The following is a 23,753-nucleotide window of genomic DNA, read 5'->3' on the forward strand; positions in this document are numbered from 1 at the left end:
AATTCAAACAGATAATCTCACTTTTGAGCCGCCGTATCGGCAATTTTGCGAAAGCGATACGGTTTTTCATCCGCTCCCCATAGCTGCTTCCCCGCCGCATCGAAGCCCCGATCCCCGGTCTCCATCCCGTTGTCATTCACGACGACGCTGTTGGTGATGCGAACGGCCCCCGGGAACGACCCTAAGTCGGCGCCGGGGAATCGGGCAGGGTAAAGTAAAAAATTGACCCTTCTCCCGGTTCGGACTCGACCCAGATGCGACCGCCATGACGTTCGACGATTTTTTTGCAAATTGCCAGCCCGATACCCGTGCCCGGATATTCTTCGCGGGTGTGGAGGCGTTGAAAGATCGTGAAAATGCGATCGTGGTGTTTGGGATCGATCCCGATCCCGTTGTCGCGGATCGAAAAGACCCAGGTGCGGTCCTGACGGCGGGCCGAGACGTGAACCGCAGGCGATCGCTCCCCTCTATATTTAATCGCATTGGAGATTAAATTTTGCAACAGGCGGGCGAGTTGCTTGGCGTCGCCGACGATCGCGGGTAAGGGGTCGTGGGTAATGGCGGCGTGATTTTTGTGAATGCTGACGTGCAAATTGGCGATCGCCTGTTGCAAGATCTCCTCACTTTCGATCGGCTCGAACTCTTGACCGCGCGTGCCGACTCGGGAATAATCGAGCAGGTCTTCGATGAGCTGCTGCATTCGAGCGCTGCCATCGGTAATGTAATTGATGTATTTCTCCGCTTTGGCGTCGAGGCGATCGCCGTAACGCTTCGCCAACAACTTCGTATAACTGCTGACGATTCGCAACGGTTCTTGGAGGTCGTGAGAGGCGATATAGGCGAACTGTTCCAACTCCGCATTCGATCGCGCCAACTCCGCCGCGTGATGGGCGAGTTCTTCCTGAATCCGCTTGCGATCGCCGATATCCGTATGGACGCCGACCAAACCGACGATCGCCCCCGCCTCATTTTTAATCGGGTAGGCGCGCAAGAGGATATCTAACAAGTGTCCGTGGCGATCGTGCATCTGCACCTCGCCGCGCCAGTTGTCCCCACCTCGGATCGTCTCGAACACCTCCCGGGCCACCTCGCGATCGCTGTAAATGCTCCTCGGACCGCCCGCTTCCGCCAATTGTTCGACAGTATAGCCGAATAAATTGATAAAAGTAGAATTGTGATACAGAGCGACCCCTTGGGGGTTACACATCCCCACCGCATCGCTGGAGGTTTCGATCGCCTTCGACAGAAAGATCGCCCGTTCCTCCGCCTGTTTGCGATCGGTAATGTCGATCCACGACCCGATAATTTCTAACGGATGCCCCTCGTCGTCGCAGACGAGTTGGAGGCGATCGTAAAGCCAGCGATAGCTTCCATCCTTGTGTTGAAAGCGGTATTCGTGGATGTGAGAGCCGACCTCGAATAAGTGGGGAAGCAACCCCTCGATGCAGTCGCGATCGTCCGGATGGACGCGATCGTGCCAAAAGTTGGAGCTTTGGACAATTTCTTCGACCTCATAACCCAGATAGGTCTGAATATTAGGACTGACAAAGCCGATCTGATAGGGCGCAGAGGCTTTGTAGCTATAAATCATCGCCGGACTCGCCGTCAGTAAATGTTCCAAGCGCGCCCGCGCCACCTGTAACGATTGGTTCGCTTGGGTTAACGAGGTGATATCTCGCGCTAAACCGAGGATGTAGTCTAAAGCGCCATCGGGAGAAAACTCCGGCACTAGGTGGGACTGGTAGACGCGCTTGCCTTCCGGAGTCGGGAATTCATATTCGATCGTCCGTTCTTCCCCAGTCTCGAACACTTCGTACATCGTCCGATCCCACACCTGACACAGATCCTCGGGCATTCCCAAGTCGCGGTTGGATTTACCGATAAAGTGGCTGACAGGTAAGCCCGTGGCTTTGGTAATTGCCGGATTGACGTAAACGTGGCGCAGTTGTCGGTCGATGCGGGCGATGATATCCGGGGTGTTGTCAGCGAGGGTGCGATATTCTTGCTCTCGGCGTTGCAGTTCTTGCATGGCGCGTTTGCGATCGCCGATATCGGTAAAGGCGATCGCCACCCCGTATTTTTCGAGAGGAATCGGCGCTGCAGTGACATTGAGCCAGGCAATCTCGCCGTCGGGTCTGATTAAACCCATTTCCACATTGGCGACCAATCGCCCTTCGTTCAAGGCCCGTACCGAGGCAAACTCCGCCGGAGGCATCGGCGTTCCGTCCGGGCGAATCATCTGCCAGTGGTAATCGTCGATCGCCCGTTGTAAAGACGCCTGTTCGTCGATCCCCAAAATCTGCGTCATCGCCGGGTTGGCACCGACGATTTGGCCGTTAGGATCGCAAATGGCCAAGCCAATTGGGAAAATTTCAAACAGAACCCGATATTTCTCCTGACTTTCCCGTAATTGTTCTTCCACTCGCTTGCGATCGCTCGTATCGCGCGCCACTCCATAAATTAAGCCCTCTTCGACGATCGCGAACGCCGACCACGACAGCCATCGATACGACCCATCTTTATCCCGGTAGCGGTTTTCAAAGCCCGCCACTCGTTGGCCTTGTTTTAACCGATTCAATTGTTCGGCAGTGGCGCGGCGATCGTCGGGATGGACGATATCGAAAATGGACAGGGACAGAAATTCATCCGGGGTATAGCCGAGAACTTCCATGACGGCGGGATTGACTCGCCTAAAGCGAGTGTCAAATCCCAAAACGACCATCGTATCGAGAGATAAGTTGAAAAAGCGATCGCGTTCGGCGGCGACTTGCTTGCGTTCGGTGACATCCCGGGCGATCGTGTAAATCAAGCCCTCTTCCAGTACCGGAACCGCCGTCCAATTAAGCCATTTATAGGAACCATCTTTGCAAAGATAGCGATTTTCAAGGCCGACCGATAATTCACCGCTTTTGAGTTTTTCTAGCTCTACCTCCGTAGAGCTTAAGTCGTCCGGGTGAATTAAATCGAATCCGGTGAACGCGACAAATTCTTCGGGGGTATAGCCGAGGATCGTTTCCACGGCGGGATTGACCCGGTGAAAGACCATCTCGAAATCGGCGATCGCGATCAAATCTAAAGAGATCTCGAACAGGCGATCGCGTTCTCGTCGCGCTTGTTTGCTTTCGGTAATATCGATCGCCATCCCCAAGATTTGGCGGGGCGTTCCGTCGGGATTGCGGCTAAAGACGGTATCGTGCGATCGCAACGTCCGCCACCGTCCGTCCGCATGTTGCATCCGCACTTCCCATTCGAGAACCTCAGTATTTTTCACCCTCTGCCATTCTTGCAAGCGTTCGCCATACTTGAGCGCATCTTCCGGATGTAACAGTTGTAAAGGCCAACCCCTTTCTAAGACTTGCTTGTTAATCTCCGGTCGCCCCAGTATTTCCGACAGTTTCTGATTGAGATAGATCGTGCGTTCTTCGACCAAGTCGTACACGTAAATCACCGCCGGAGCCGTTTTGGCAATTTTTTGGATAAACTTTTGGCTCTCTTGAAGGGACTGTTCCGCCACAACGCGATCGGTAATGTCGCGTCCGACGCCCTGCAGTTCGACGACCTGCCCGTTTTCGTCGAAAAAGGCGCGATTGTTCCACTGCATCCAGCGTATTTCCCCTTCACCGACGATTAACCGTTGTTCGATCGTCACCGTCGGGATCTCGGGAGACAGAGAACGCAAAGCTTCTAAGACCGCTTGGCGATCTTCCGGGGTAATTAAGGGGATAAAACTTTTGCCGAGCATGTCTTTTTTCGTACAGCCGAAATAGCGACAGCACGCTTCGTTGACAAAGGTCAGGGTAAGATTGGGAGTAAAGCGGGTAATTAACTCGGTTTGATCTTCGACGATCGCCCGATAGCGGGCTTCACTGTGCGCTAACGCCACCTGCGATCGCACTCGTTCGGTCATATCGCGCACGAACAAGAAAAATAACTGCTCTTCGGCTAATTCCACAAAGCTGATGCTCGCTTCCACGGCAATATCCGATCCGTTCGCGTGGCGGTATTGAGTCTCGCAGCGAACCGAATTGAATTGGGAAGCGCCTTCGAGATAGGTCATCCCGTCGGAATTGCGCGCGTTCGTGTCCAAATCCCACAAGCTCATGTGCAGCAGTTGCGATCGCTCGTAACCCGTCATCGCGCAAAATGCCGGATTGACTTCGCGAATTTGTCCGTTCGGGGCGATCGCCAAAAACCCATCGAGGGTGGAATGCAACAGCAGGTGACTCCACTGCATCTGTTGGCGCAAGGCGAGTTCCGCCTGCTTGCGGTTGGAAACATCGCGCACCATTGTCAACAACTGCTCGTTTTCCACCGGGGTGACGCGCACTTCGTAATGACGGATGCGACCGTCTTGCCACAGATCCGTTTCAAACCATTGGACGGTTTGAGTTTGCCAACAACGCTGTAAGTGCTCCTCGATGCGGTTGGCGAACCCCTCGGGTAACACCTCGTGGATGTTGCGCCCTAAAAATTCTTCCGGCGGAACCAGGGGGTTAACCTCCCGTCCGGGGATGAAATCTAAAAAGTTGCCGTCGAGATCGACATGAAACAACATGTCCGGAATCGCCGCCAGTAAGGCTCGTTGCTTCGCTTCGCTAGCGGATAAGGCCCGTTCGGTGGCTTTGGTTGCGCTGATATCGAGATCGGCCCCGTCAAAGACCACGTCGCCATTGTCTTCGCGATAGACTCGGGCGATTCCGCGCACCCATTTTTCCGTCCCGTCGCGCGACACCATCCGCCATTCGCGGTCTAGAGGGGTCAGGGTTTGACAGCAATGGTCTAGGGTATCGAGGAGGGAGGGGAGATCGTCGCGATGAACGCTTTCGAGAAACAGATCGGGATTGTCGCCGATTTCTGCCGCCGTGACGCCGATAAATTCACAAACTCCCGCACTGATATAGGGGAGGGAATGGGTTCCGTCTGCGTGGACGATGTAGCGAAAGACGATCCCCGGTAGGTTGGCGGCGATCGAACTCAAGCGCCGTTCGCTGTCGCGCAAGGCTTTTTCGACCTGGCGGCGGCGGATAATTTCGGTTTTGAGTCGCTGGTTGGCGACTTGCAACGAGTCGATTAAGGCAGTATTTTGGGCGGTACGCTCGCTGACTCGTTGTTCTAGATGTTGTTGATATTGATTTAATTCGGTTTGAATTCGTTTGTATTCGGTAATTTCGCGGCAGGTATAGAGTAAGGTTCCGCCGTCGATCGCCACTCGTTTGACTGTAATTAGGATATGGTGGTGGCGGTTGTCGCGATCGCGGATTTCCCATTCGAGGTTATGGAGTTCGGCCCCGACCGGGCGATCGTAAAAATGACAGTCCTTTAAATATTGGAGAAAGCCAGGGCCGAGGAGTTGGCTGACATTTGCGAGTTGGCGGATTTCGGCGAGGGAATAACCGAATAAATGGGTGAGATTCGGGCAAATATAGGTAAATGCCCCGCTATGGTCGCAGATAAAAACGGGTTCGGTTATATTGCTGAGAATCAGCTCGTGTAAGTCCATTGAAATCGTTTTTGAAAGCGTAGGGCAGTTGGGCGGCGGGGGATGAGTCGGCAACAGCCAACAGGCGATCGCCTCGGATCCGGCGCGGTCGAGGGTGTGATTTAAGGGAATTTTGCGGGCGATCGCGCGAATAGGGGATATTGTCGCATCGCCGTGGCGCACTTTCCCCTGCCAATGCCCCTGAGATCGGCTTTGATGTCTAAAATCGTCTAGCATCGTCTCGAAGCTCCCGCGATCTTCTTCATTGAGCCACTGCAAGAGCGAAGCGCCGAGAAGCTCTTCTCTGGAGTACCCCCAAATTTGTTCCCCGGCGCCGCCGAGGGTGAGAACGTTTCCGGTCAGGTCTAAAATAAGATATATACTCTCTTCGGCTTCGCGAAGGCGCGATCGCTCCCATGCGTCGTAGACTTGTTGCAAAGCTTGATTTAATTGACGGCATTTAGCTTCGCATTCGACCAGCCGTTCTCGGTGCGATCCCGACTCCGATTTGCTCGAAAGGAAATTCCAGTTTTCCATCGAATCCTCTCAATTTTTTTAAAAATTGACCTGTTGCTAAAATCGAGGCCGCTTTTAGGCTTCGATCCAGGTCTAAACGAATAAAAAGTAGGGTTTTAAACGATCGGATTGCTCTGAGTACACGAGTGGAAACGAGCGATTGAAAATCTAGTGGTAGGTTATTCGCTCGCCAATTAACGGTGAAAGAAGGGGGGGAGTGTTCGGCGATTTTCCTTTGGAGACGCTCCGCGATCGCCAACCGGATTTATGCCCTCTAGAAGGACAGGCTGAGCCGAACACGAATCGTAGCTACTAACTTTATTGTACCTAAAATCATTTGAGGTCAATTCACTTATCCCTCAATCTCCGTGAAAACTTTAAAAACTTAAAGATTGGGGGAGCGTACACCCGAGTCGAGCGGGTGGCGATCGCGGAGTTATTCGTTGACGATCGCCGTTGCAGTTCCCGACTCTGGGGAGATTCGGGGGAGGAGTATCCGGTTAAATTCTTCTTTTGAAAAAGATGAATATAAAACTGTAAAGACCGTCGGTTATCGATTATTTTATCGGTGTTTTACGTGGTTTTAAGTAAGTAATGTGAATCCAATCCGTATTTTTACCGTGGCGATCGCTCAGGAAATCATTTCATCGGTTAAAAAATCAGATTTGTAGTTTTTTATCCCATTAAATGTATACATCAATTGCGATCGATTATTAGAACTTTGTTTGAATAACGCGATCGCTCGACTTTACTTTAAATATAAATCAATCTTGCTCGACTCCGACGAAAAATCCTCCCTCGACGACCTCAAAAGCGCGGCGAAACCCGGGTTTGGCTGATGGAATGAGAATTTACCATAAGTTTTTACTTTGCAATCGTCAGCCGCCGCCAAAAACGAACGTTTTGATAACGAGCTACTTTTGAAGCCACGAGAGACTACAAAATAGACGACAAAGCGATCGCGATCCGGATCGAAAAGCGCGGTAAACTGTAATAATCCGTTCGTCGCTCAATCCAGAAGATGTTGTCTTCTCCTCCTTAAGATAATTGCTTGTTGCTGTTGGCTGTTGCCTGTTTTTCTTTCCTGAAACGATCGCCTCGACTGTGGCGAACGCCCTTTAAAGAACCAGCGTTTTCAACGTCTTTCTAAACGATCTATAGCAATCCTAAATGATTTGTAACCTATGTAGGGAGCAAGATGCTCCCACTCCCAGGGGTTTCAGGGGGCGATCGCGATCGATCCCCCTCGAACCGTGACGGATATTTTTATGTCTCCGCTAAAATTTTGCGGGAAAGTCGTATACCAGGGCAAACCGTTTATTTCCGTGAATCGTACCCTCTAAACTCATGTTATTTGAACTGCTCAAAAAAATTATTTCACCAGATCTGTATATGCCCCACGGCCACTGTTATTTGTGGCAAACCCCTTTAGTCGGCCTGCACGTAGTCAGCGATACGGCGATCGCGATCGCCTATTTCTCGATTCCGTCGATGCTCATTTATTTTATCTACAAACGTCGAGATGTTCCTTTTTTAGGCATTTTTAAATTATTCGGCGCCTTTATTATCCTGTGTGGATTAGGGCATTTATTAGACGTTTGGACCTTGTGGTATCCGGCGTACTGGCTCTCGGGAGTGGAACAGGGCATCACCGCCCTGGTTTCCTGTTACACTGCCGGGACGATGGTCACCTTAATCCCGCAATTTTTATCGTTAAAAACGCCCCAAGAATTAGAACGGATCAACCAAAAACTACAAACAGAAATTCGAGAACGGCAACAAGCGGAAGCCGCCTTAAATCGGATTGTGGCGGGAACGGCATCGGTGACGGGAGAGGCATTTTTTCCGGTTTTTGTCGAAAATCTCGCTAAAGTTCTCAACGTGAGTGAAGTGTTCGTCGCACGTCTGAGTAACAGCGAACCGATCGTGCCGATTCCGATCGCGGTGTGGCCCCGGGAAGCGCGCGATCGCGAAGCGACGCCTGCGGCGTATTGCGTCGCCGAGAACTATTGCCTCAATCCGGTTAACTTAGAAACTGCGGATCGCACCGATGGCTTCATCTCCCTACCGTACGAACGACCCGATCGGGAGAATTCCTACTGTGTCAGTATTCCCTTACTCGACAACGATCGAGAGGCGATCGGGATTTTGGGCTTGTGTTCCGATCGCCCGTGGCAAAATGAAGCGGACAGCGAAAATATCGTGCGGGTGTTCGCCTTTCGGGCGGCGGCAGAACTGCAACGTCAGGAGTCAGAATACTTGCTGCGCCGAGCTTACGACGAAATGGAAGAGCGCGTCCGCCGTCGGACTTCCGAGCTCGAACAGCTCAATCTCGCCCTGCAACAAAACGACGCCCGAGTGCGAGCCCAACAAAAGGGGTTGGTGGATTTGGCGAAATTACCGAGTATCTACCGAGGCGATCGCGATCGGGCTTTTCAAGACATCCTCAAGTTAGCGACGCGAACCTTAGAACTGGAACGGGGCAGTATTTGGCTGTACGACGAGGAGCGATCGCAGATCGAATGCATCTACCTCTACGAACGGGAACGCGATCGCTTTAGCCGGGGTCTGAAACTAGCCGTCGCCGATTATCCGGCATATTTCGAGGCGATCGCCTCCGGGGAAGCGGTGGCGGTGGATGACGCCCTCAACGACCCGCGCACCCGGGATTTTGCCGAATCTTATTTAATTCCCCTCTCCATCGGTTCGATGCTCGACGTGGCGATTTATCATAATGGGGCGATCGTCGGGGTCATCTGCTTGGAAACCGTCGGGAATCAGCGCCACTGGACGATCGAAGAACAGAATTTTGTCAGTTATCTAGCCTACATGAGCGCCCTGACCTTAGAAGCGCGCGATCGCATTGCGGCGCAACTGGCGCTACAGCAACGCTTGCAGCGAGAACGAACGATCGCCCGCATTCTCGACCGCATTCGCTCGTCCCTGTCGATGGATCGCCTCCTGGAAACCGTCGTCGAGGAAGTCCGCCAGTATTTAAACGTCGATCGCGTGGTGGTCTATCGCTTCAAACTGGATTGGGACGGCTTTATCGGCGCCGAAGCCCTCACCTCGGACTGTCCCTCGTTGTTGGGACGGGCGATCGCCGATCCGTGCTTTCGAGGCACTTACGTGGACCGCTATCGCGAGGGCCGCATTCGGGCGATCGCCGATATCCACGAGAGCGATTTAACCCCCTGTCACGTCGAACTGCTGGCCCGTTTGGAGGTTCGGGCGAATTTAGTCGTTCCGATCGTCGAAGAGCGCAGTTTTAAGCCAGACGAGAACGCCGATCCGCACTTGTGGGGCTTGTTAATCGCCCATCAGCGCCAACCGCGCCCTTGGGAAAGCTTCGAGATCGACTGTTTGCGTCAGTTGAGCGTTCACCTGGCGATCGCCCTCAAACAATGTTCCCTCTTCGAGCAAATGCAAACCGAAATCGCCGAACGCCAGCGCGCCGAAATCGCCTTGCGCCAGTCGGAAAGCCGCGAACGGGAGAAAGCGGAACAACTCGAAGCCCTCGTCAACCAACTACAAAGCACCCAAGCGCAAATCATCCACAGCGAAAAAATGGCCTCGTTGGGTAAAATGGTCGGCGGCGTCGCCCACGAAATTAACAATCCGGTGACCTTTATCGCCTCCAATGTTTCCCCGGCGCTCAATTATCTCGACGCTTTATTCGAGCTGATCGACTGCTATCGACAACACTATCCCGATCCGCCCGAGGACGTCATCGAAACCATCGAAGCGATCGAGCTAGACTTTATTCGGGAAGACTTTGAAAGCTTGCTCGGTTCGATTAGAAATGGCGCCGATCGCATTCAAAAGATCGTCTCCGCCTTGCGCCATTTTTCCCATTTAGATGAAGCCCAGGTTAAAAATGTCGATCTCAATCGCGAATTAGACCATACCCTTCAACTGATCGAACATCGCCTGCAACTCGACGACGGACGACGGGCGATCGCCGTCGCTACGGTTTACGGGGACTTACCCAAATTTGAATGCTATCCCAGCGAACTCAATCAGGTGTTTATCGGGTTGCTGGAAAACGCGATCGATACCTTGACCGAAAAAGCGAAAACCGACGCCCATTTTACGCCCAAAATCACCGTCGAAACGGGAACGACCGGAGCAAGCGAGGGCGATGCGGGGATTTATATCCAGATCGGCGACAACGGTTTGGGAATTGCCGAATCCCTACAATCGCGGATTTTCGACCCGTTTTATACCACCAAACCTGTCGGGTCGGGAACGGGGTTGGGCCTGTCGATTGCCCATCAAATTATTAAAAAACACGGCGGTCAGCTATCCTGTACCTCCGCACTCGACCGAGGGACGACCTTGACGATCGCCTTACCGCGTCGGTCGGAGATCGCCCCCGCTTCACGTAGCAAAAGCATTAAATAAATTGAGAGTTCTCAAGCGCTGGGTGGCGGCGAGGGCGTCGTATTGCAGCTTGATGCGTAACATCGATCGCACCCGGGCGCGCAATTCCAAACTGTTAACGGGTTTGGCTAAAAAGTCGTCGGCCCCGGCTTCCAAACAGCGCGCTAAATCTTCTTTAGAACTCAAAGCGGTAACCATGATAATCGGAATGTGACACCAGCGTTGATTGGCTTTAATCTGCTGACAGGTTTCGATCCCGTCCATTTCCGGCATCATCAAATCGAGCAGGATCACGTCCGGTTCGATCTCGTCGATGCGATCTAAGGCTTCGCGACCGCTCGACACGTAACTTAATTGGTAACCTTCTCGATACAATAAGCCTTCGATGACTTCAAAGATACTGGCTTCGTCGTCAACGAGTAAAATCGAGTGTTGTTTGGCTTCTGTGTCTGTCATAGTAGGTACGAGGGAGAATCGCTCGGGCCGAAGGGGTCAGGTGCGCTCGATCGCCAGATGTTCTTCGATCGCGGCGACGAGCTTTTTCAAGCTAACAGGTTTGGCGAGATAGCGATCGACGCCTGCGGCGAGGCATTTTTCCCGATCGCCGGGCATCGCCAGGGAGGTGAGAGCGACGATCGGCACCCGGGCAAAACGGGGGCGCGATCGCAGTTCTCGGGTCGCTTCGAGACCGTCCATTTCCGGCATCTGAATATCCATGATAATCAAGTCCGGGCCGAGTTCCTCACTCAGCTCGATCGCCTCGCGTCCGTTGAGGGCGATCGCCACCCGATAGCCCTTGATTTCCAAATATTCGACAATGGTAGAGAGATTGGCTTCGTTATCTTCCGCCAACACCAGTAACGGCGAGTCCTCTTCCCCGGGGGCGATCGTCTCGTGACGCTGCTGCATGAAGCTGAACTTGCGCCACGCCAGTTGAAACTGCTGGCGGGAGAACGGTTTGACTAAATACGCACTCACCCCCAGTTCGTCGAGTCCTACAGGTTCGTCTACTACGGAAATAATAAACACCGGAATGTGACAGGTTTCGGGATGGGCCTTGAGTTGGCCCAACACGTCCCACCCGGAGCGATCGGGTAATTGCAAGTCTAAAATAATCGCCTCGGGCTTAAATTCGAGGGCTTTTTCCACCGTTCCCGTTCCCAAGGCGTGAATTTCGCACTCGCCGACCCCCAATTCCGACAAGTAGCGGGCGACTTGTTCCGCCACCGGGGAGGAATCTTCGACAATCGACACCCGCGACCACTGGGCCGAGGGATTGCGCGCCGATCGCCTGTTTTCCGCAGTCAGAGCCGCCGACAGGGTCGTTTCGGGTCGCTCCTGGGGCGTCGCCGACGACCAGGGAACCGATACGGTAAACCGACTGCCTTCGCCGACGGTACTGGCGAGGGAGACGCTACCCCCGTGGAGTTCGACCACCTGGCGCACCAGGGCCAACCCCAGACCCGTTCCCGCATAGCGGCGCGCCAGAGAGCTTTCTAACTGCACGAAGGGCTCGAACAGTTTGTCGATATTTTCCGGGGCGATGCCGATTCCCGTATCCACGACGCTCAGATGCAGCACTTCCGCCTCGCGATCGCCGCGCACTTCGATCCAGACCTGTCCCTCTTCCGGGGTGAATTTGACCGCGTTACTGAGCAAATTAATTAGCACTTGGCGCATTCGCCGTTCGTCCACGGTCACTTTCCCCAAACGCGGGGGAATGTCGCACGAGAGTTTCACTTGTTTCTGGTGGGCCTGCTGGCGGATAAAGGCGAGACTGCTATCGCACAGCCCTTGGATGTCCGTAGGTGCAAATAGCAGTTCCATTTTGCCCGATTCGATTTTGGCCAAGTCGAGCACGTCGTTGATCAGTTCGAGCAGATGTTCGCCACTTTGTTCGATCGTGGCGAGTTTCTGGTGTTGTTTGGCGGTGAGCGGTCCGAACACTTCGTCGCGCAAGACTTCCGAGAGTCCGAGAATCGCGGTCAGGGGGGTTCGCAACTCGTGGCTCATGTTGGCTAAAAATTCGCTCTTGGCGCGGTTGGCGGCTTGGGCGGCTTGGGTGGCTTGCTGTTGGGCGAGTTCGGCTTCGTGACGGGCCCGACCGATCGCCACGATCTCGCTGACGAGTTTGAGCACCGAGAGCTGTTCGGGGGTCCATTCTTTGGCCGTATTCACCGCGTCGAGGGCGAGACACCCCCAGGTTTCTCCGGCGTGAATCGTGGGAATTCGCAGGGCGGAAACGATCGCCGCCCGCTCGAATTCGGCCCGTTCGCGGTCGGCTTCCGGGGGTAAGCAGTCGCGATCGCCCTGGTGGACGATCTCGCCGCGCAGCAGTCGTTCGTGCAACCAGGGAAGCTCGGCGACCGAGCGCTGTTGCCAGTCGGCGGCGGTCGGCGCGACCCCCGGACGACACCATTCGTGGGTGACACTCAGCCGTTGGCGATCGCTGCTGTAGCGCACGAGGGCGCAGCGATCGCTTTCGCTGAATTCCCCGAGGACTTGCAAGGTCAGGGCGATCGCGCTGTCGGCGTCGCGGTCGAGAAAGGCACATGAAATGCTACTGAGTAAGCTGTCGGTCATCGCCCGTCGTTGGAGGGCTTGTTCGGCTTGCTGCCGTTCCAATTCGGCTCCGGCGCGGGCGGCGAAGATCCGTAAAATTAGTTCTTGTTGGGGCGATCGCTCCATCGGTTGCACGTCGAGGACGGCCAAATGGCCGAGAATGTTGCCCCGCAGATCGACTAAGGGAATGCCTAAGTAGCTGACGACGCCGAGATCGATGAGTTCGCGATCGCCCGGGAAGCAGTCGCGCACGTTGCGGGATTCGTAATAAATCGTGCCTTGGCGGATGACTTGCTCGCAGGGGGTCCCTTTGAGGGAATATTCGAGATCCTCGCTCCAATCGTCCCCGAGCCAAAAGGCTAAAGTGCGAACTTTTGTGCTTCGTTCGTCTACGACTTCGGTGACGATGGCGTAGCGGACGTGCAGCACTTCGGCGAGGTACCGGGTGCAGGAGCGGAAAAATTGCCGTCCGGTGGTGGCGGCGGTTCCTTCGACGATCGCCCGCAGGGATTGTTCTTGTTGTTTTTGCTCGGTAATCTCGAAAATGGCGCCGTCGAGATAGGTGGAGGTACCGTCGCGATCGCTTCGGGGGCGACCGCGATCGTAACACCAGCGCCACTCGCCGAGGGCGTGGCGGATCCGATATTCGACGAGATACGGTTCTTGCTTGGAGATCGCCTCGGCGACCCGTTCGACGACGGTGAGCCGATCTTGGGGATGAATCAGATCGAGCCAGCGACGGGGGCGATCGCCTCGAAACTCCGCCGCCGGGTATCCGGTCAGTTTTTCGACCGCATCGCTGATAAATTCTACCGATCCGGACTCGCCGACCCCCCGGCGGTACACGACCCCGGGAATGTTGGCGACCAAGGTGCGAAAGCGTTCCTCGCTCTCGCGCAAGGCGGCTTCGGCTTGTTTGAGGGCGCTCAAGTCGCGGGCGACCCACGCGACGGTGTTTTCTCCGGTCGGGGACAGACTGGCGGAAAACCACACCGGGCGATCGCCGACGGGCAGTTGATACTCGAAGTTAACGATTTGTCCGGTGTCGAGGGCTTCGCGGACGCGATCGTAAACGATCTCGCCGCGATCGCCGAAAAATAGTTGCACGGTTTCGGAGAGAATGTCGGTTCCCGGCGGGTAGAGGCGATCGGGATGGGTCGGCGCGACTTTGATATCGGTTCCGTCGGCGTCTACTAACAAGACGATTTCGGTCATCGCCTCGAAAAATTCGCGGATCTCGGTTTCCGACGATCGCAGCTTGTCTTCGAGTAATTTGCGTTCGTTGATTTCCCGTTCTAAGGCTTCCGTGCGCTGTTGCACCCTCGCTTCGAGCGATCGCGCGTGGCTTTGCAGTTGGTCTTTCATGGCGTTGAAGGCGATCGCCAGGTCTTGCACTTCCGCAATGCGCGACCCGCGCACCCGTTCGGGGAACTCTCCCCGGGCCATGCGGCGGCTGGCCGCACTCAGACGGCGCATCGGCGCCCCAATCCAACGGGCCGTGACGATGCCGACTCCACTGGCGACGACGAGGGCCCCCAGGCACAATCCCACGGTGGTGCGCCAATTTTGGGCGATCTGGCTGGTAAATTCGGCGCGGGGTACGACGATCGCGATTTGCCAGTCCAATCCCCAGCGATCGCGGTAGGGAAAGGTACGCAGGAAGTAGCGATCGCCGTCGAGCTGCAACTGCCACGGGCGGTCTGCGGCCCCTTGGGTGCTATTTTGTGCCAGGTGGCGGGCGATTTCCCGGGTGAGGCGATCGCGGCTCTCCCGGGCGCGGACTCGTCGCACCCGTCCGTCCGCGAGTTGGGCGAGGGGTTCTCCGGTGGAGGTGGCGACCAGTCGGCCCTGGCGATCGAGGATCGCCCCCTGTCCGTTTTCGCCGATATCGAGTTCGGCGAGAAATTCCCCGATCCGCGCCAAGTGCAAGCTGCTGTTGACGACGCCGATCGCTTGGCGATCGCGATCGTAGACCGGGCGTACCGCCGCCAAGGTGAGATCTTTAGTGTCTAGTTGGGTGAAAATTTCGCTCCACGTTCCCTCCCCGGCGGCGATCGCCGCCTCGTACCAGGGCCGTTCTTGCGGGTTGTAGTTCGGCGTGGCGGAAATCAGTTCGCCGCGATCGTTCCCATCGGTGAAGCCGTATGTATTTAACGTATAATCTGTAGACCCATCGGACAGCATCAAAACCCGTTCCGGTTGCGATCGCCGTTCGATCCCCACGAACGCCCCCCGCGCGTTCCCGAACACGATACTGTGGACTTGGCTAAAAATGTCGAGCTGTTCGCTGAAATGCGGTACCCACGCCCTCACGTCTTCCGCACTTAACTGTCCCAACCGCAAGGCTGCCGCATTGGTGGCGTTAATGCGATGGGGAATGGCAAGATAGGTTTTGAGATCGTGTTCGATGCGATCGCCCAATTCTCCCATCAGTCGTTGGGCCAGTTCGTCTACATTGCGCTCGCCTTGCTTGTAAGAGACGTATCCGACCAAACCGACCACGACGATAATTTCGAGCACGAAAGGGATGACTAAGGTCAAACTGAGCGGAATCGGTCTACGCCCAAGTTGGCGCCAAACTCTCAAGGGATGCAGAAAAGTCATAGGGATCGAAAATCAAAAAACGGGGGCTACACAGCGCTCGCCAACGCCAGCGAGAGCCTCTCCAAAGTGTGCCACGAACCCATCGAAAACTGCCAGCAGCCCGCGCTCGATCGCTTGAGCCGATCGAGTACAGTCAAACTAGAACCAAGCGATCGTCCAGTCCCCAATCAACACAACCATTCGATCTCAACTTAACTCAATTCAACTTTAGAACACCCATGAAATTTAACAATCGACTGAACTGGTATATCGAACGCGACGGTAATATTGAATGGATCAGCCGCAGCGTTACCGTTTTAGCAATTTTATTATTTGTTTTAACCGACGACCGAGGCGATCGCCATTTCGTCCCGTTAGGAAAACGCGGCGACGGTCTCCCCGACGAACGGGGGAAATGGGCCCTCCCCGGCGGCTATCTCGATTGGGATGAAACCGTCGGCGAAGCCCTTTTACGAGAAGTTTATGAAGAATTGGGCTTAAATTTATTAGACCTTCAAGCCAACAGCCGACAATTTAAAGGCAATCTCGAACAACCCTATTTCGTCTACAGCGTCCCCCAACGCCTTCAAAATGTAACCTTATGGTTTCCCTTGATGTTTTGGGTCGAACAATTACCGCCACTCGCTCCTCAAGTTCCTCTCGATGAAGTGGCCGAAACACAATGGTTGGAGTTAGCCCCCACTGTAGCTCAAGACCTCGCCTTCGGCCACCAAAATATTATCCGCCACTGTCTGCAACATTACTATCAATGGCCTGAAAGTGAAATCCCTTAACCTCGATTTTCGGGGAAATTTAAGATGGATCGCCTGTAAGGACACGGCAATATCGTGTCCCTAGCTTCGATCTCTCTCATTATTTTTGAAAAACGGTACGATCTAGCAAAATTCACCACTTCTATAGCCATCGTCAATCCAGTTGTAAACTTGATGATTTGTAGGGATACGGCCATGCCGTGTCCTTACGGAAATTTGGCGAACTTTCCCCGATCGATCGCGGACTCACGTGATTTAGAACTGCTATACTCTTGACGAATTTTTGATTCGTTTACCAAGATGAGAAAATCAAATCAATCGAAAATAAAATTTAAAAATAATCCCTTACCCCCTGTTCCTTGAGGAGCAATATGCTGGGAGATCGCTCGTCAAGTTGATTTTAAAACATTCGTGCTGGTGCAGTGTGTTTAGGGAAGTTTACTGAGACGAGACTAGGAACAATGGAGATTGGCTCGAATGACGAGATAGGATCGATCGTTATTCGGGGCGATCGCCAGTAAGAATTAACTCGCGATCTGATTTTAACTTCAGTGTTATTCCTACTCATAAAGTCGAGAAGTAGAGAGAAAATTTTGGATAAAACTTACCATTGCGGAGCCATAGTTAAGAGGGCGATCGCCTCTTGAGCCTTCAAGGGTTGGGAGAACAGAAATCCTTGAGAATAATTGCATTTGAGCGCTCGCAATTGGGTCAATTGTTCCACCGTTTCGATCCCTTCGGCAATGACGCTCATTCCCATCGTTTGGGCGATGCTGATAATTGCCGGAATCAGCCCTAAATTATGGGGACTGCCATCGAGACGTTGGACGAAAGATTTATCGACTTTAATCGTATCGACGGGGAAATGATGCAAGTAACTCAACGAGGAATATCCCGTCCCAAAATCGTCGATGCTCAGGTGAATGTGACGATCGCGCAACTGGCGTAAAATCGCGGCTGCCGATTCCGTATTTTCCATAATGGCGCTTTCGGTAATTTCGAGTTTCAAACAGCGCGGGTCGAGCTGAGTTTCCGTTAAAATGCGATCGATATATTCGATTAAATCCGGTTGGGAAAATTGGCGGGCGGAAAAATTGACGCTGACCGCAATTTTCTCGTCAATTAATCCTTCAGTTTGCCATTGAGATAATTGTTGGCAAGCTTCGCGCAAGACCCAACGGTCTAAGGCGACAATCGATCCGGTTTCTTCGGCGATCGGAATAAATTCGACCGGGGACACCAAACCGCGCGTGGGATGGGGCCAGCGCAAGAGGGCTTCAAAGCCGACGATTTTACCTGTTGTGAGAGAAACGATCGGCTGGTAGTAGAGTTGAAACTCGTTCCGTTCGATCGCGTGTCGCAAGTCGGCTTCGAGTTGGAGGAATTGCAAGGCGCTGGCGTACATCGACGGGTCGAAGAGTTGGTAGCGTCCTTTACCGAGGCTTTTGGCGCGGAACATGGCGGTATCGGCATCTCTGAGCCAATGTTCGGCGCGCTGGTAATCGCGATCGCCGATCGCGATCCCGATACTGGTATGGATAAAAATTTCGTAGCCTTGAATCAAAAACGGTTGTGCTAGCACTTCCAAAATGCGATCGGCGATCGCGCTAAACCGATCGCCCGCCTGCAGGTCGTCGAGAAACAGGGCGAACTCGTCCCCTCCCAAACGGGCCATCACGTCATTTTGGGTTAATAAAGGTTGGATGCGACGGGCGATTTCGACGAGTAAGCGATCGCCGACATCGTGACCGAAAGAATTATTGAGGACTTTAAAGCGATCGCACTCCAAAAATAACACTGCCGGAGAATAAGCCGGATCGATCCGTTTTCGTCCTAAAGCGGCTTCGAGATATTCTAAAAACATCAATCGCATCGGCAATTGAGTGAGGGGGTCGAAAATCGAGGGATTCAAACGACGATCGCGACCCCAAGGTAACCGTTGTGCGCGGCGATCGACTTGTTCGTACAGTCGAATATTGAGTTGCATAATTTCCCGTTTGGCTGCAATTAACTCTAACTGACGATCCACCCGGCTCAATACTTCTCGAACCTCGAAAGGTGCGAGCAGATAATCCGCAGCGCCGACTTCAAAAATAGCGCTTTTGGAAGCAGGTTCGGAGGCAGGAATCACAAATAAAACCGGGATATCTTTAAGAGCGATATCTTCTTTTAACTGACGGCAAATTTCGTAACTTTTCGAGTCGGGCAAATCTACGGCGAGTAAAATCAAATCGGGAACCAATTCTTGAGCGAGGGAAAGGGCGAGTTCGCCTTCGGTAGTCGCCGTGACGCGATAGCCGCGATCTTCGAGAATTTGATAGAGAGAGGGCGATCGATTTTTAGCGACTTCGACCGATAAAATTTCAATCCGACCGTGAGAGTAAGCCTGGCGATCGCACCGTTGAATTCTGGGGTGAGTTTCCCCCGAATTCATGGGAGGGGAATTAAGTTGAAAAGGAAAATGAGCGTCTTTCATAATTGGGTGGGATAAAATAAGTTGTCTTAGCATTTTTATGAGTTGAAATTGACAGAGGTCAGGGATCGATCGCGATACGCCCGAGTCGTCGCGAAGCGATCGCGGCGGTCTTGAGTGGGCGATCGCGATTGCAAGTCAAAGGGTTCGAGTCGGGGGAGGGCAGTTTTAGGGTTCAAGTCGTTCCTTGAGAGATGGGAAGGGTCATCACAAATGTCGTCCCCTGTCCAATTTTTGACATAAATTGTAACGTTCCGCCATGCCTTTCTGTCACGATTTGATAACTAATCGACATGCCCAACCCCGTTCCTTTACCGATAGATTTTGTGGTAAAAAAGGGATCGAGAATGCGGGGTTGAATCGCTTCGGGGATCCCCGGGCCGTTATCGGCGATCGTGATTTTCACGGATTGTTCCGACGGGAGATATTCCGTGCAAATTGTAATTTGACTGGGATCGGTTTTGAGCTGTTCCGGGTTGCGGTAGCGATCGCGCTCTTCGAGGGCGTCGATCGCGTTAGCGATAATATTCATAAACACCTGATTGAGTTGACCCGGATAGCACTCGATCTCGGGGAGATCGCCATAATTTGTAATCACTTCAATTCCCGGGCGATCGCCTTTGGGTTTGAGCCGATTGTGCAGGATCGTCAATGTACTTTCAATCCCGCCGTGAACCTCTACCCGTTTAACTTCCGCTTCATCCAAGCGAGAAAAGTTACGTAAAGAGGCCACAATTTCGCGAATGCGCTGGGCGCCAACTTGCATCGAGTCGATCGCCTTCGGTAAATCCTCGATTAAAAACTCCAAATCGACGCGATCGGTTAACTCGCAAATTTCCTCGACCGGATCGGGATAACACTGTTGGTAAAGCCCGATCAACTCTAACAAATCTTCGGTATATTCGCGGGTATGAGTTAAATTCCCGTAAATAAAATTGACCGGATTATTAATTTCGTGGGCAACTCCCGCCACCAACTGACCCAAACCGGACATTTTTTCGCTTTGAACTAATTGACTTTGCGCCCGTTGTAACTGGTCGAGAGTATTTTTTAAATCCTGCGCCTTTTGAGTGAGAGCCAATTCCGCTTGTTTGCGGTCGGTGATGTCGTGAACGGTCCCGTAAAGACGCTCCAAACGACCCTCGCCGTCGCACTCGATCGCCCCTTTCTGATTGATATAACGCAACGAGCCGTCGGGACGGACGATGCGAAACTCGCGATCGTAGGGTTCCCCATGTTCGAGGGCTTCGAGAATCGTCTGTTGAAACGCGAGGCGATCGTCGCGATCGTACTGCTTGATATGTTGTTCCAACGTCGGCACCTTCTCACTCGGGTCGAGTCCAAAAATCCGGAAAACCTCCTCCGACCAAAAGATCTCCCCACTTTTGAGATTGAATTCCCAATGACCGATATGGGCCAGACGCTGGGCTTCTTGCAACTTCTGAGTCGTTTGCTTCAGCGCCGTTTCCGCCTGTTTGCGTTCGGTAATATCCGTATGGGTTCCCACCCATTCCCGGATGCTGCCGTCGTGATTGAGAACCGGAATCCCGCGCACGCTCATATAACGATATTCGCCGTCAAAACGACGCAAGCGATGTTCGATTTGATACAGTGCTTTTTGACGGATCGCATTCGCCCACTCGCGTTCGGTGAAGGCGCTATCGTCCGGATGCACCGCACTGAGCCACTTCCATTCTTGAATGTCTTCGTAATTCTGCCCGGTGAACGCACACCAACTCGGTTGAGGTTGGTTGACCTTGCCATCGGGTCCGGTGGTCCAGATGATTTGGGAGGTCGCTTCGACCAAGGCGCGAAACCGTCCTTCACTGTCGCGCAGGGTTTGTTCGGCCCGTTTGAGTTCCGTAATTTCGACAAAGACCGCACAGACGCCACTGGGGCGATTCTCCTGGGGAGACACTTCGCGATCGCCCTCCCCGGGTAAGGGAAAGAAAGAGATCGTCCAATGGCAAAATTGACGATTTCGATCGCACAATTCGCCAAAAACTTCGCGATTTAAAATCGGGGTATTGCTGGTGAGGACTTGGCGAAAAGCGGGGGCAACCTGTTCCCCCATCCCGGGCCAGACCTCGGCGATCGATTTGCCGAGATGCTCCTCGGGAGGTAAGCCGTGGGCGCGCGCCAGGGCTGCGTTAATCTGAACGCAGCGCAACTCGGGGTCTAAGATAATCAGTCCGACGGGGGCATTGTCGAAAAAGGCATCGAGTCGGGCTTGGCGCAAGGCGAGTTCTTTTTCGAGTTGCTTGCGTTCGGTGACGTCGCGGGCGACGGAATAGACCAGACCGTCTTTCGCAAACGCAACGGCGGTCCACGCCAACCAGCGATAGGAACCGTCCTGACAACGGTAGCGATTTTCAAAACGGCGGCTGACGGTTCCGGACACGACTCGATCGCGCTCGTCGAGGGTGGCGCGGCGATCGTCGGGATGGACGAAATCGAGTAGGGGCGTGCCTTCGAGTTCCCCTTGGGAATAGCCGAGGACGCGCTCGAAGGCGGGGTTGACCCGTTTGAAGGCGCCGTCAAAGCCCCAAATACAGAGTAAATCGGCGGAGAGGTTGAAGAAGCGATCGCGCTCGGTTTCGGCGCGGTAGCGATCGCTGATATCGCGCAAAACGGCGTGCAAGATCGGACGCCGTCCGAACGGGATCGCGGTCAGCACGACCTCGGCGGGGAAAACTTCGCCGTCGGTACGGCAGTGCAGCCACTCGAAACGGTGGGATCTTTTATGGAGGGCTTTGGCGATCGCCGATCGCGCTTTATCCCGGGAAGGGGTGCCGTCGCGCTGTTTGGTCGGGGAAATTTCCCAAGGAGGGAGTCCGACAATTTCGGATTTATGCCTAAAACCGAGTAACTCTAAGGCAGCTTGGTTGCAATCGACGATCGCGGTTTCGTCGAGCAGTAAAATAGCGTCGGCAGATTGCTCGAACAGCAAGCGGAATTTGCGTTCGCTGTCGGCTAATTCGGCGGTGCGCCGTTCGACGCGGGCTTCTAATTCTTCGTTGAGCTGGCGCAAGGCAGTTTCGGCGTGTTTGCGATCGCTGATATCGAGCAGAACGCCGCAAAAGACCATATTTCCCCGTTCGTCTCGGGTGGGGGTGGAATCCCCCTGCCACCACCGGATCTCGCCGTCGGGTCGGATCAAACGTCCTTGGTAGTGCCAGGGGGTTTGACGTTCGACCGCTTCGAGGACCGATTGGGTATAGCTTTCGAGGTCGTCGGGATGGATCAGTTGCACGAAACGGTTGAAGTCGGCGACCATTTCCTCGGGGCTAATTCCGGCGAGGGCTTCGATCCCTTCGCTGATGTATTCGATCTGCCAGATGTCGTCACGACTGGTGAATTGGAAAATGGCACCGGGGAGATGGCGGGCGATTTGGGCGAGGCGAATTTCTTGGAAGTTCAAGGCGCGATCGACCGCTTCCCGTTCCCGGGTTTGGGCTTCTAAGGCTTGGTTGGTCGCCATCAGTTCCGCCGTGCGATCGCGGACGGCGCTTTCGAGTTCGCGGTTGAGTCGTTGCAGTTCTCGGGCTTGTTGTTTGGTGCGCCGCAGTAATTCCGCTTGTTGCAAGGCAACCCCGAGATGGGCGGCGATTTGTTGGATGAAGTCGATTTCTTCGCTTTGCCACTGGCGCGGGCGATCGCACTGATGCACGCACAGTAACCCCCACAAGCGTCCCCAGCAAGTGAGGGGAACGACGAGGTTCGCGCGCACTTGAAAGCGGCTGAGGATGTCCCGGTGACAGTCGCTCATCTCGGCAGTTTCGACATCGGCGATCGCCTGGATTTGACCTCCGGCGTATTCCGTGGCATAGTTTTCGCCGAAGCAGCGATCGCGCACTTGGGTTCCCAGGATCGAGGGGTATTTGGAATCGGTATTTTCGGCGATAAATTCTCCTTCGGTAAAGTTGGACGCCGCATCGAAGCGAAACACGCCGACGCGATCGCACTCGAACAGATGCCGGATTTCTCGGGTTGTTTTCTCAAAAATCGTATCTAAGTTAAGGGAAGCGCGAATCGTACCGATCGCGTTAAATAAGGTTCGCTGTCTGGCAGCGTGAAAGGGGGTTTTGAATTGAGCTTGTTGCAGGCGAACGACTTCTTCACGCAAGGTGGTCAGTTCTTGTTGCATGGATTGATAGGTGTTGGCGTCTAATGGAATAAAGTTGTCACTCATGGCTTCTCGACTCAATCTCGGGAATAGCCCGCGCTTCCTCAAAAACGCCCGTCGGCTCGATCCTAGAGGAATTCACGAATCTGTCTTTCTTCTGTTAGTGTCCCGTAGGGGCAATCGTTTCGGGGAGAAGATAGCGATCTTAAGGAGAAGATAAGTTAAGTTCATCACGATCGGCGCCCTCAGCCCAGAAGTCGATCGCGCGTTGAGATTGGCGAGAAGTCGATTTTTTGTTTGATTTAGGGGGATACTTGTCTCCTCAATCTTAATCGGGGGCGATCGCAGCGACCTCCGTAGAAACAACACCCACAGCCCGGACTTTTTCAGTCGCACGATCGCCCCCGATCCGCCAAGGGCGATCGCCCGCCGGACGGACTGCACCCGCGCGGCAAGCGCCAGTCGCCGAAACTCCCTCGTAGCCAGCGATTGTAGTTCTCAGTCGAGGAGCGACGAACTCCCCTCCCCAAGCGGCAACCGGCGATTGTCAGCCCCTCCCATAACTTTATCAATTATTTAAGTAAGCTTAAGAATTGTGTTCGATATAGGATAAATCCGGCGATCGCCATGAAATAGACTCACTCAAGCGATCCGCTTCGGAGACACTACAAGCGATCGAGACTTTTTGGTTCCCATTTGAGTAAAAAGTGCGATATTTTCCTAGAAATCACCGACATTCCTGGGTTAGTTCCTGAGTTAGTTTCAGTCATGCGAACCCACCCATCGAGACCCCATCCCCTCTCGTTGTTTTTTTCTTATCCATTTTTTATACTTTCTCGCCTTTTCGATCCTTGAATT

Annotated in this window: 10 protein-coding genes; 3 read left to right on the plus strand and 7 right to left on the minus strand. The window is 53.7% G+C overall.

Annotated features, from left to right (window positions below):
* Positions 1-17: 17 nt before the first annotated feature.
* A complete protein-coding gene (locus HCG48_RS26395; RefSeq protein WP_281362077.1) occupies positions 18-290 on the minus strand; it encodes a CpcT/CpeT family chromophore lyase in 273 nt (90 codons plus the stop codon).
* Entirely contained in the window at positions 182-6,016 is a 5,835-nt protein-coding gene (locus HCG48_RS03700) for a PAS domain S-box protein (RefSeq protein ID WP_168567949.1), read from the minus strand. The genes HCG48_RS26395 and HCG48_RS03700 overlap by 109 nt, the downstream gene beginning before the upstream one ends.
* A 316-nt stretch (positions 6,017-6,332) precedes the next feature.
* Between HCG48_RS03700 and HCG48_RS03705 the strand changes: the two genes are divergently transcribed.
* Positions 6,333-6,512 carry a hypothetical protein gene (locus HCG48_RS03705; protein WP_168567950.1) on the plus strand — a complete coding sequence of 60 codons (180 nt, stop codon included), beginning with the start codon at positions 6,333-6,335 and terminating at the stop codon, positions 6,510-6,512.
* Positions 6,513-7,342: 830 nt separating this feature from the next.
* Entirely contained in the window at positions 7,343-10,399 is a 3,057-nt protein-coding gene (locus HCG48_RS03710) for a GAF domain-containing sensor histidine kinase (protein WP_168567951.1), read from the plus strand.
* Here the strand turns inward: HCG48_RS03710 and HCG48_RS03715 are convergent.
* Positions 10,376-10,834 (minus strand): response regulator, encoded by a 459-nt coding sequence (locus tag HCG48_RS03715; RefSeq protein ID WP_168567952.1) that lies wholly within the window; start codon positions 10,832-10,834, stop codon positions 10,376-10,378. The genes HCG48_RS03710 and HCG48_RS03715 overlap by 24 nt on opposite strands.
* A gap of 36 nt (positions 10,835-10,870) precedes the next feature.
* On the minus strand, positions 10,871-15,544 hold the full coding sequence (locus HCG48_RS03720) for a response regulator (protein ID WP_168567953.1): 4,674 nt from the start codon (positions 15,542-15,544) through the stop codon (positions 10,871-10,873).
* A 218-nt stretch (positions 15,545-15,762) separates the two neighbouring features.
* Here HCG48_RS03720 and HCG48_RS03725 point away from each other — a divergent pair, with 218 nt between their 5' ends.
* On the plus strand, positions 15,763-16,317 hold the full coding sequence (locus tag HCG48_RS03725) for an NUDIX hydrolase (RefSeq protein ID WP_168567954.1): 555 nt from the start codon (positions 15,763-15,765) through the stop codon (positions 16,315-16,317).
* A gap of 583 nt (positions 16,318-16,900) precedes the next feature.
* Here HCG48_RS03725 and HCG48_RS03730 read toward each other — a convergent pair.
* The 3 genes from HCG48_RS03730 to HCG48_RS03740 are packed head-to-tail and all read right to left on the minus strand — an operon-like array spanning position 16,901 to position 22,961.
* A complete protein-coding gene (locus HCG48_RS03730) occupies positions 16,901-18,772 on the minus strand; it encodes a putative bifunctional diguanylate cyclase/phosphodiesterase (RefSeq protein WP_168567955.1) in 1,872 nt (623 codons plus the stop codon).
* A gap of 35 nt (positions 18,773-18,807) precedes the next feature.
* A complete protein-coding gene (locus tag HCG48_RS03735) occupies positions 18,808-18,948 on the minus strand; it encodes a hypothetical protein (RefSeq protein WP_168567956.1) in 141 nt (46 codons plus the stop codon).
* Complete coding sequence (locus HCG48_RS03740) at positions 18,945-22,961, minus strand: PAS domain S-box protein (RefSeq protein ID WP_168567957.1); 4,017 nt, start codon at positions 22,959-22,961, stop codon at positions 18,945-18,947. The genes HCG48_RS03735 and HCG48_RS03740 overlap by 4 nt, the downstream gene beginning before the upstream one ends.
* Positions 22,962-23,753: the final 792 nt, after the last annotated feature.

The organism is Oxynema aestuarii AP17 (genome assembly GCF_012295525.1).
Lineage (GTDB): Bacteria > Cyanobacteriota > Cyanobacteriia > Cyanobacteriales > Laspinemataceae > Oxynema > Oxynema aestuarii.

Excerpts from the sequence above, each read along its gene's own strand:
- HCG48_RS03720 (WP_168567953.1), bottom strand. The coding sequence starts at position 15,544 with ATGACTTTTCTGCATCCCTTGAGAGTTTGGCGCCAACTTGGGCGTAGA.
- HCG48_RS03740 (WP_168567957.1), bottom strand. The coding sequence starts at position 22,961 with ATGAGTGACAACTTTATTCCATTAGACGCCAACACCTATCAATCCATG.
- HCG48_RS03730 (WP_168567955.1), bottom strand. The coding sequence starts at position 18,772 with ATGAAAGACGCTCATTTTCCTTTTCAACTTAATTCCCCTCCCATGAAT.
- HCG48_RS03715 (WP_168567952.1), bottom strand. The coding sequence starts at position 10,834 with ATGACAGACACAGAAGCCAAACAACACTCGATTTTACTCGTTGACGAC.
- HCG48_RS03700 (WP_168567949.1), bottom strand. The coding sequence starts at position 6,016 with ATGGAAAACTGGAATTTCCTTTCGAGCAAATCGGAGTCGGGATCGCAC.
- HCG48_RS03725 (WP_168567954.1), top strand. The coding sequence starts at position 15,763 with ATGAAATTTAACAATCGACTGAACTGGTATATCGAACGCGACGGTAAT.
- HCG48_RS03710 (WP_168567951.1), top strand. The coding sequence starts at position 7,343 with ATGTTATTTGAACTGCTCAAAAAAATTATTTCACCAGATCTGTATATG.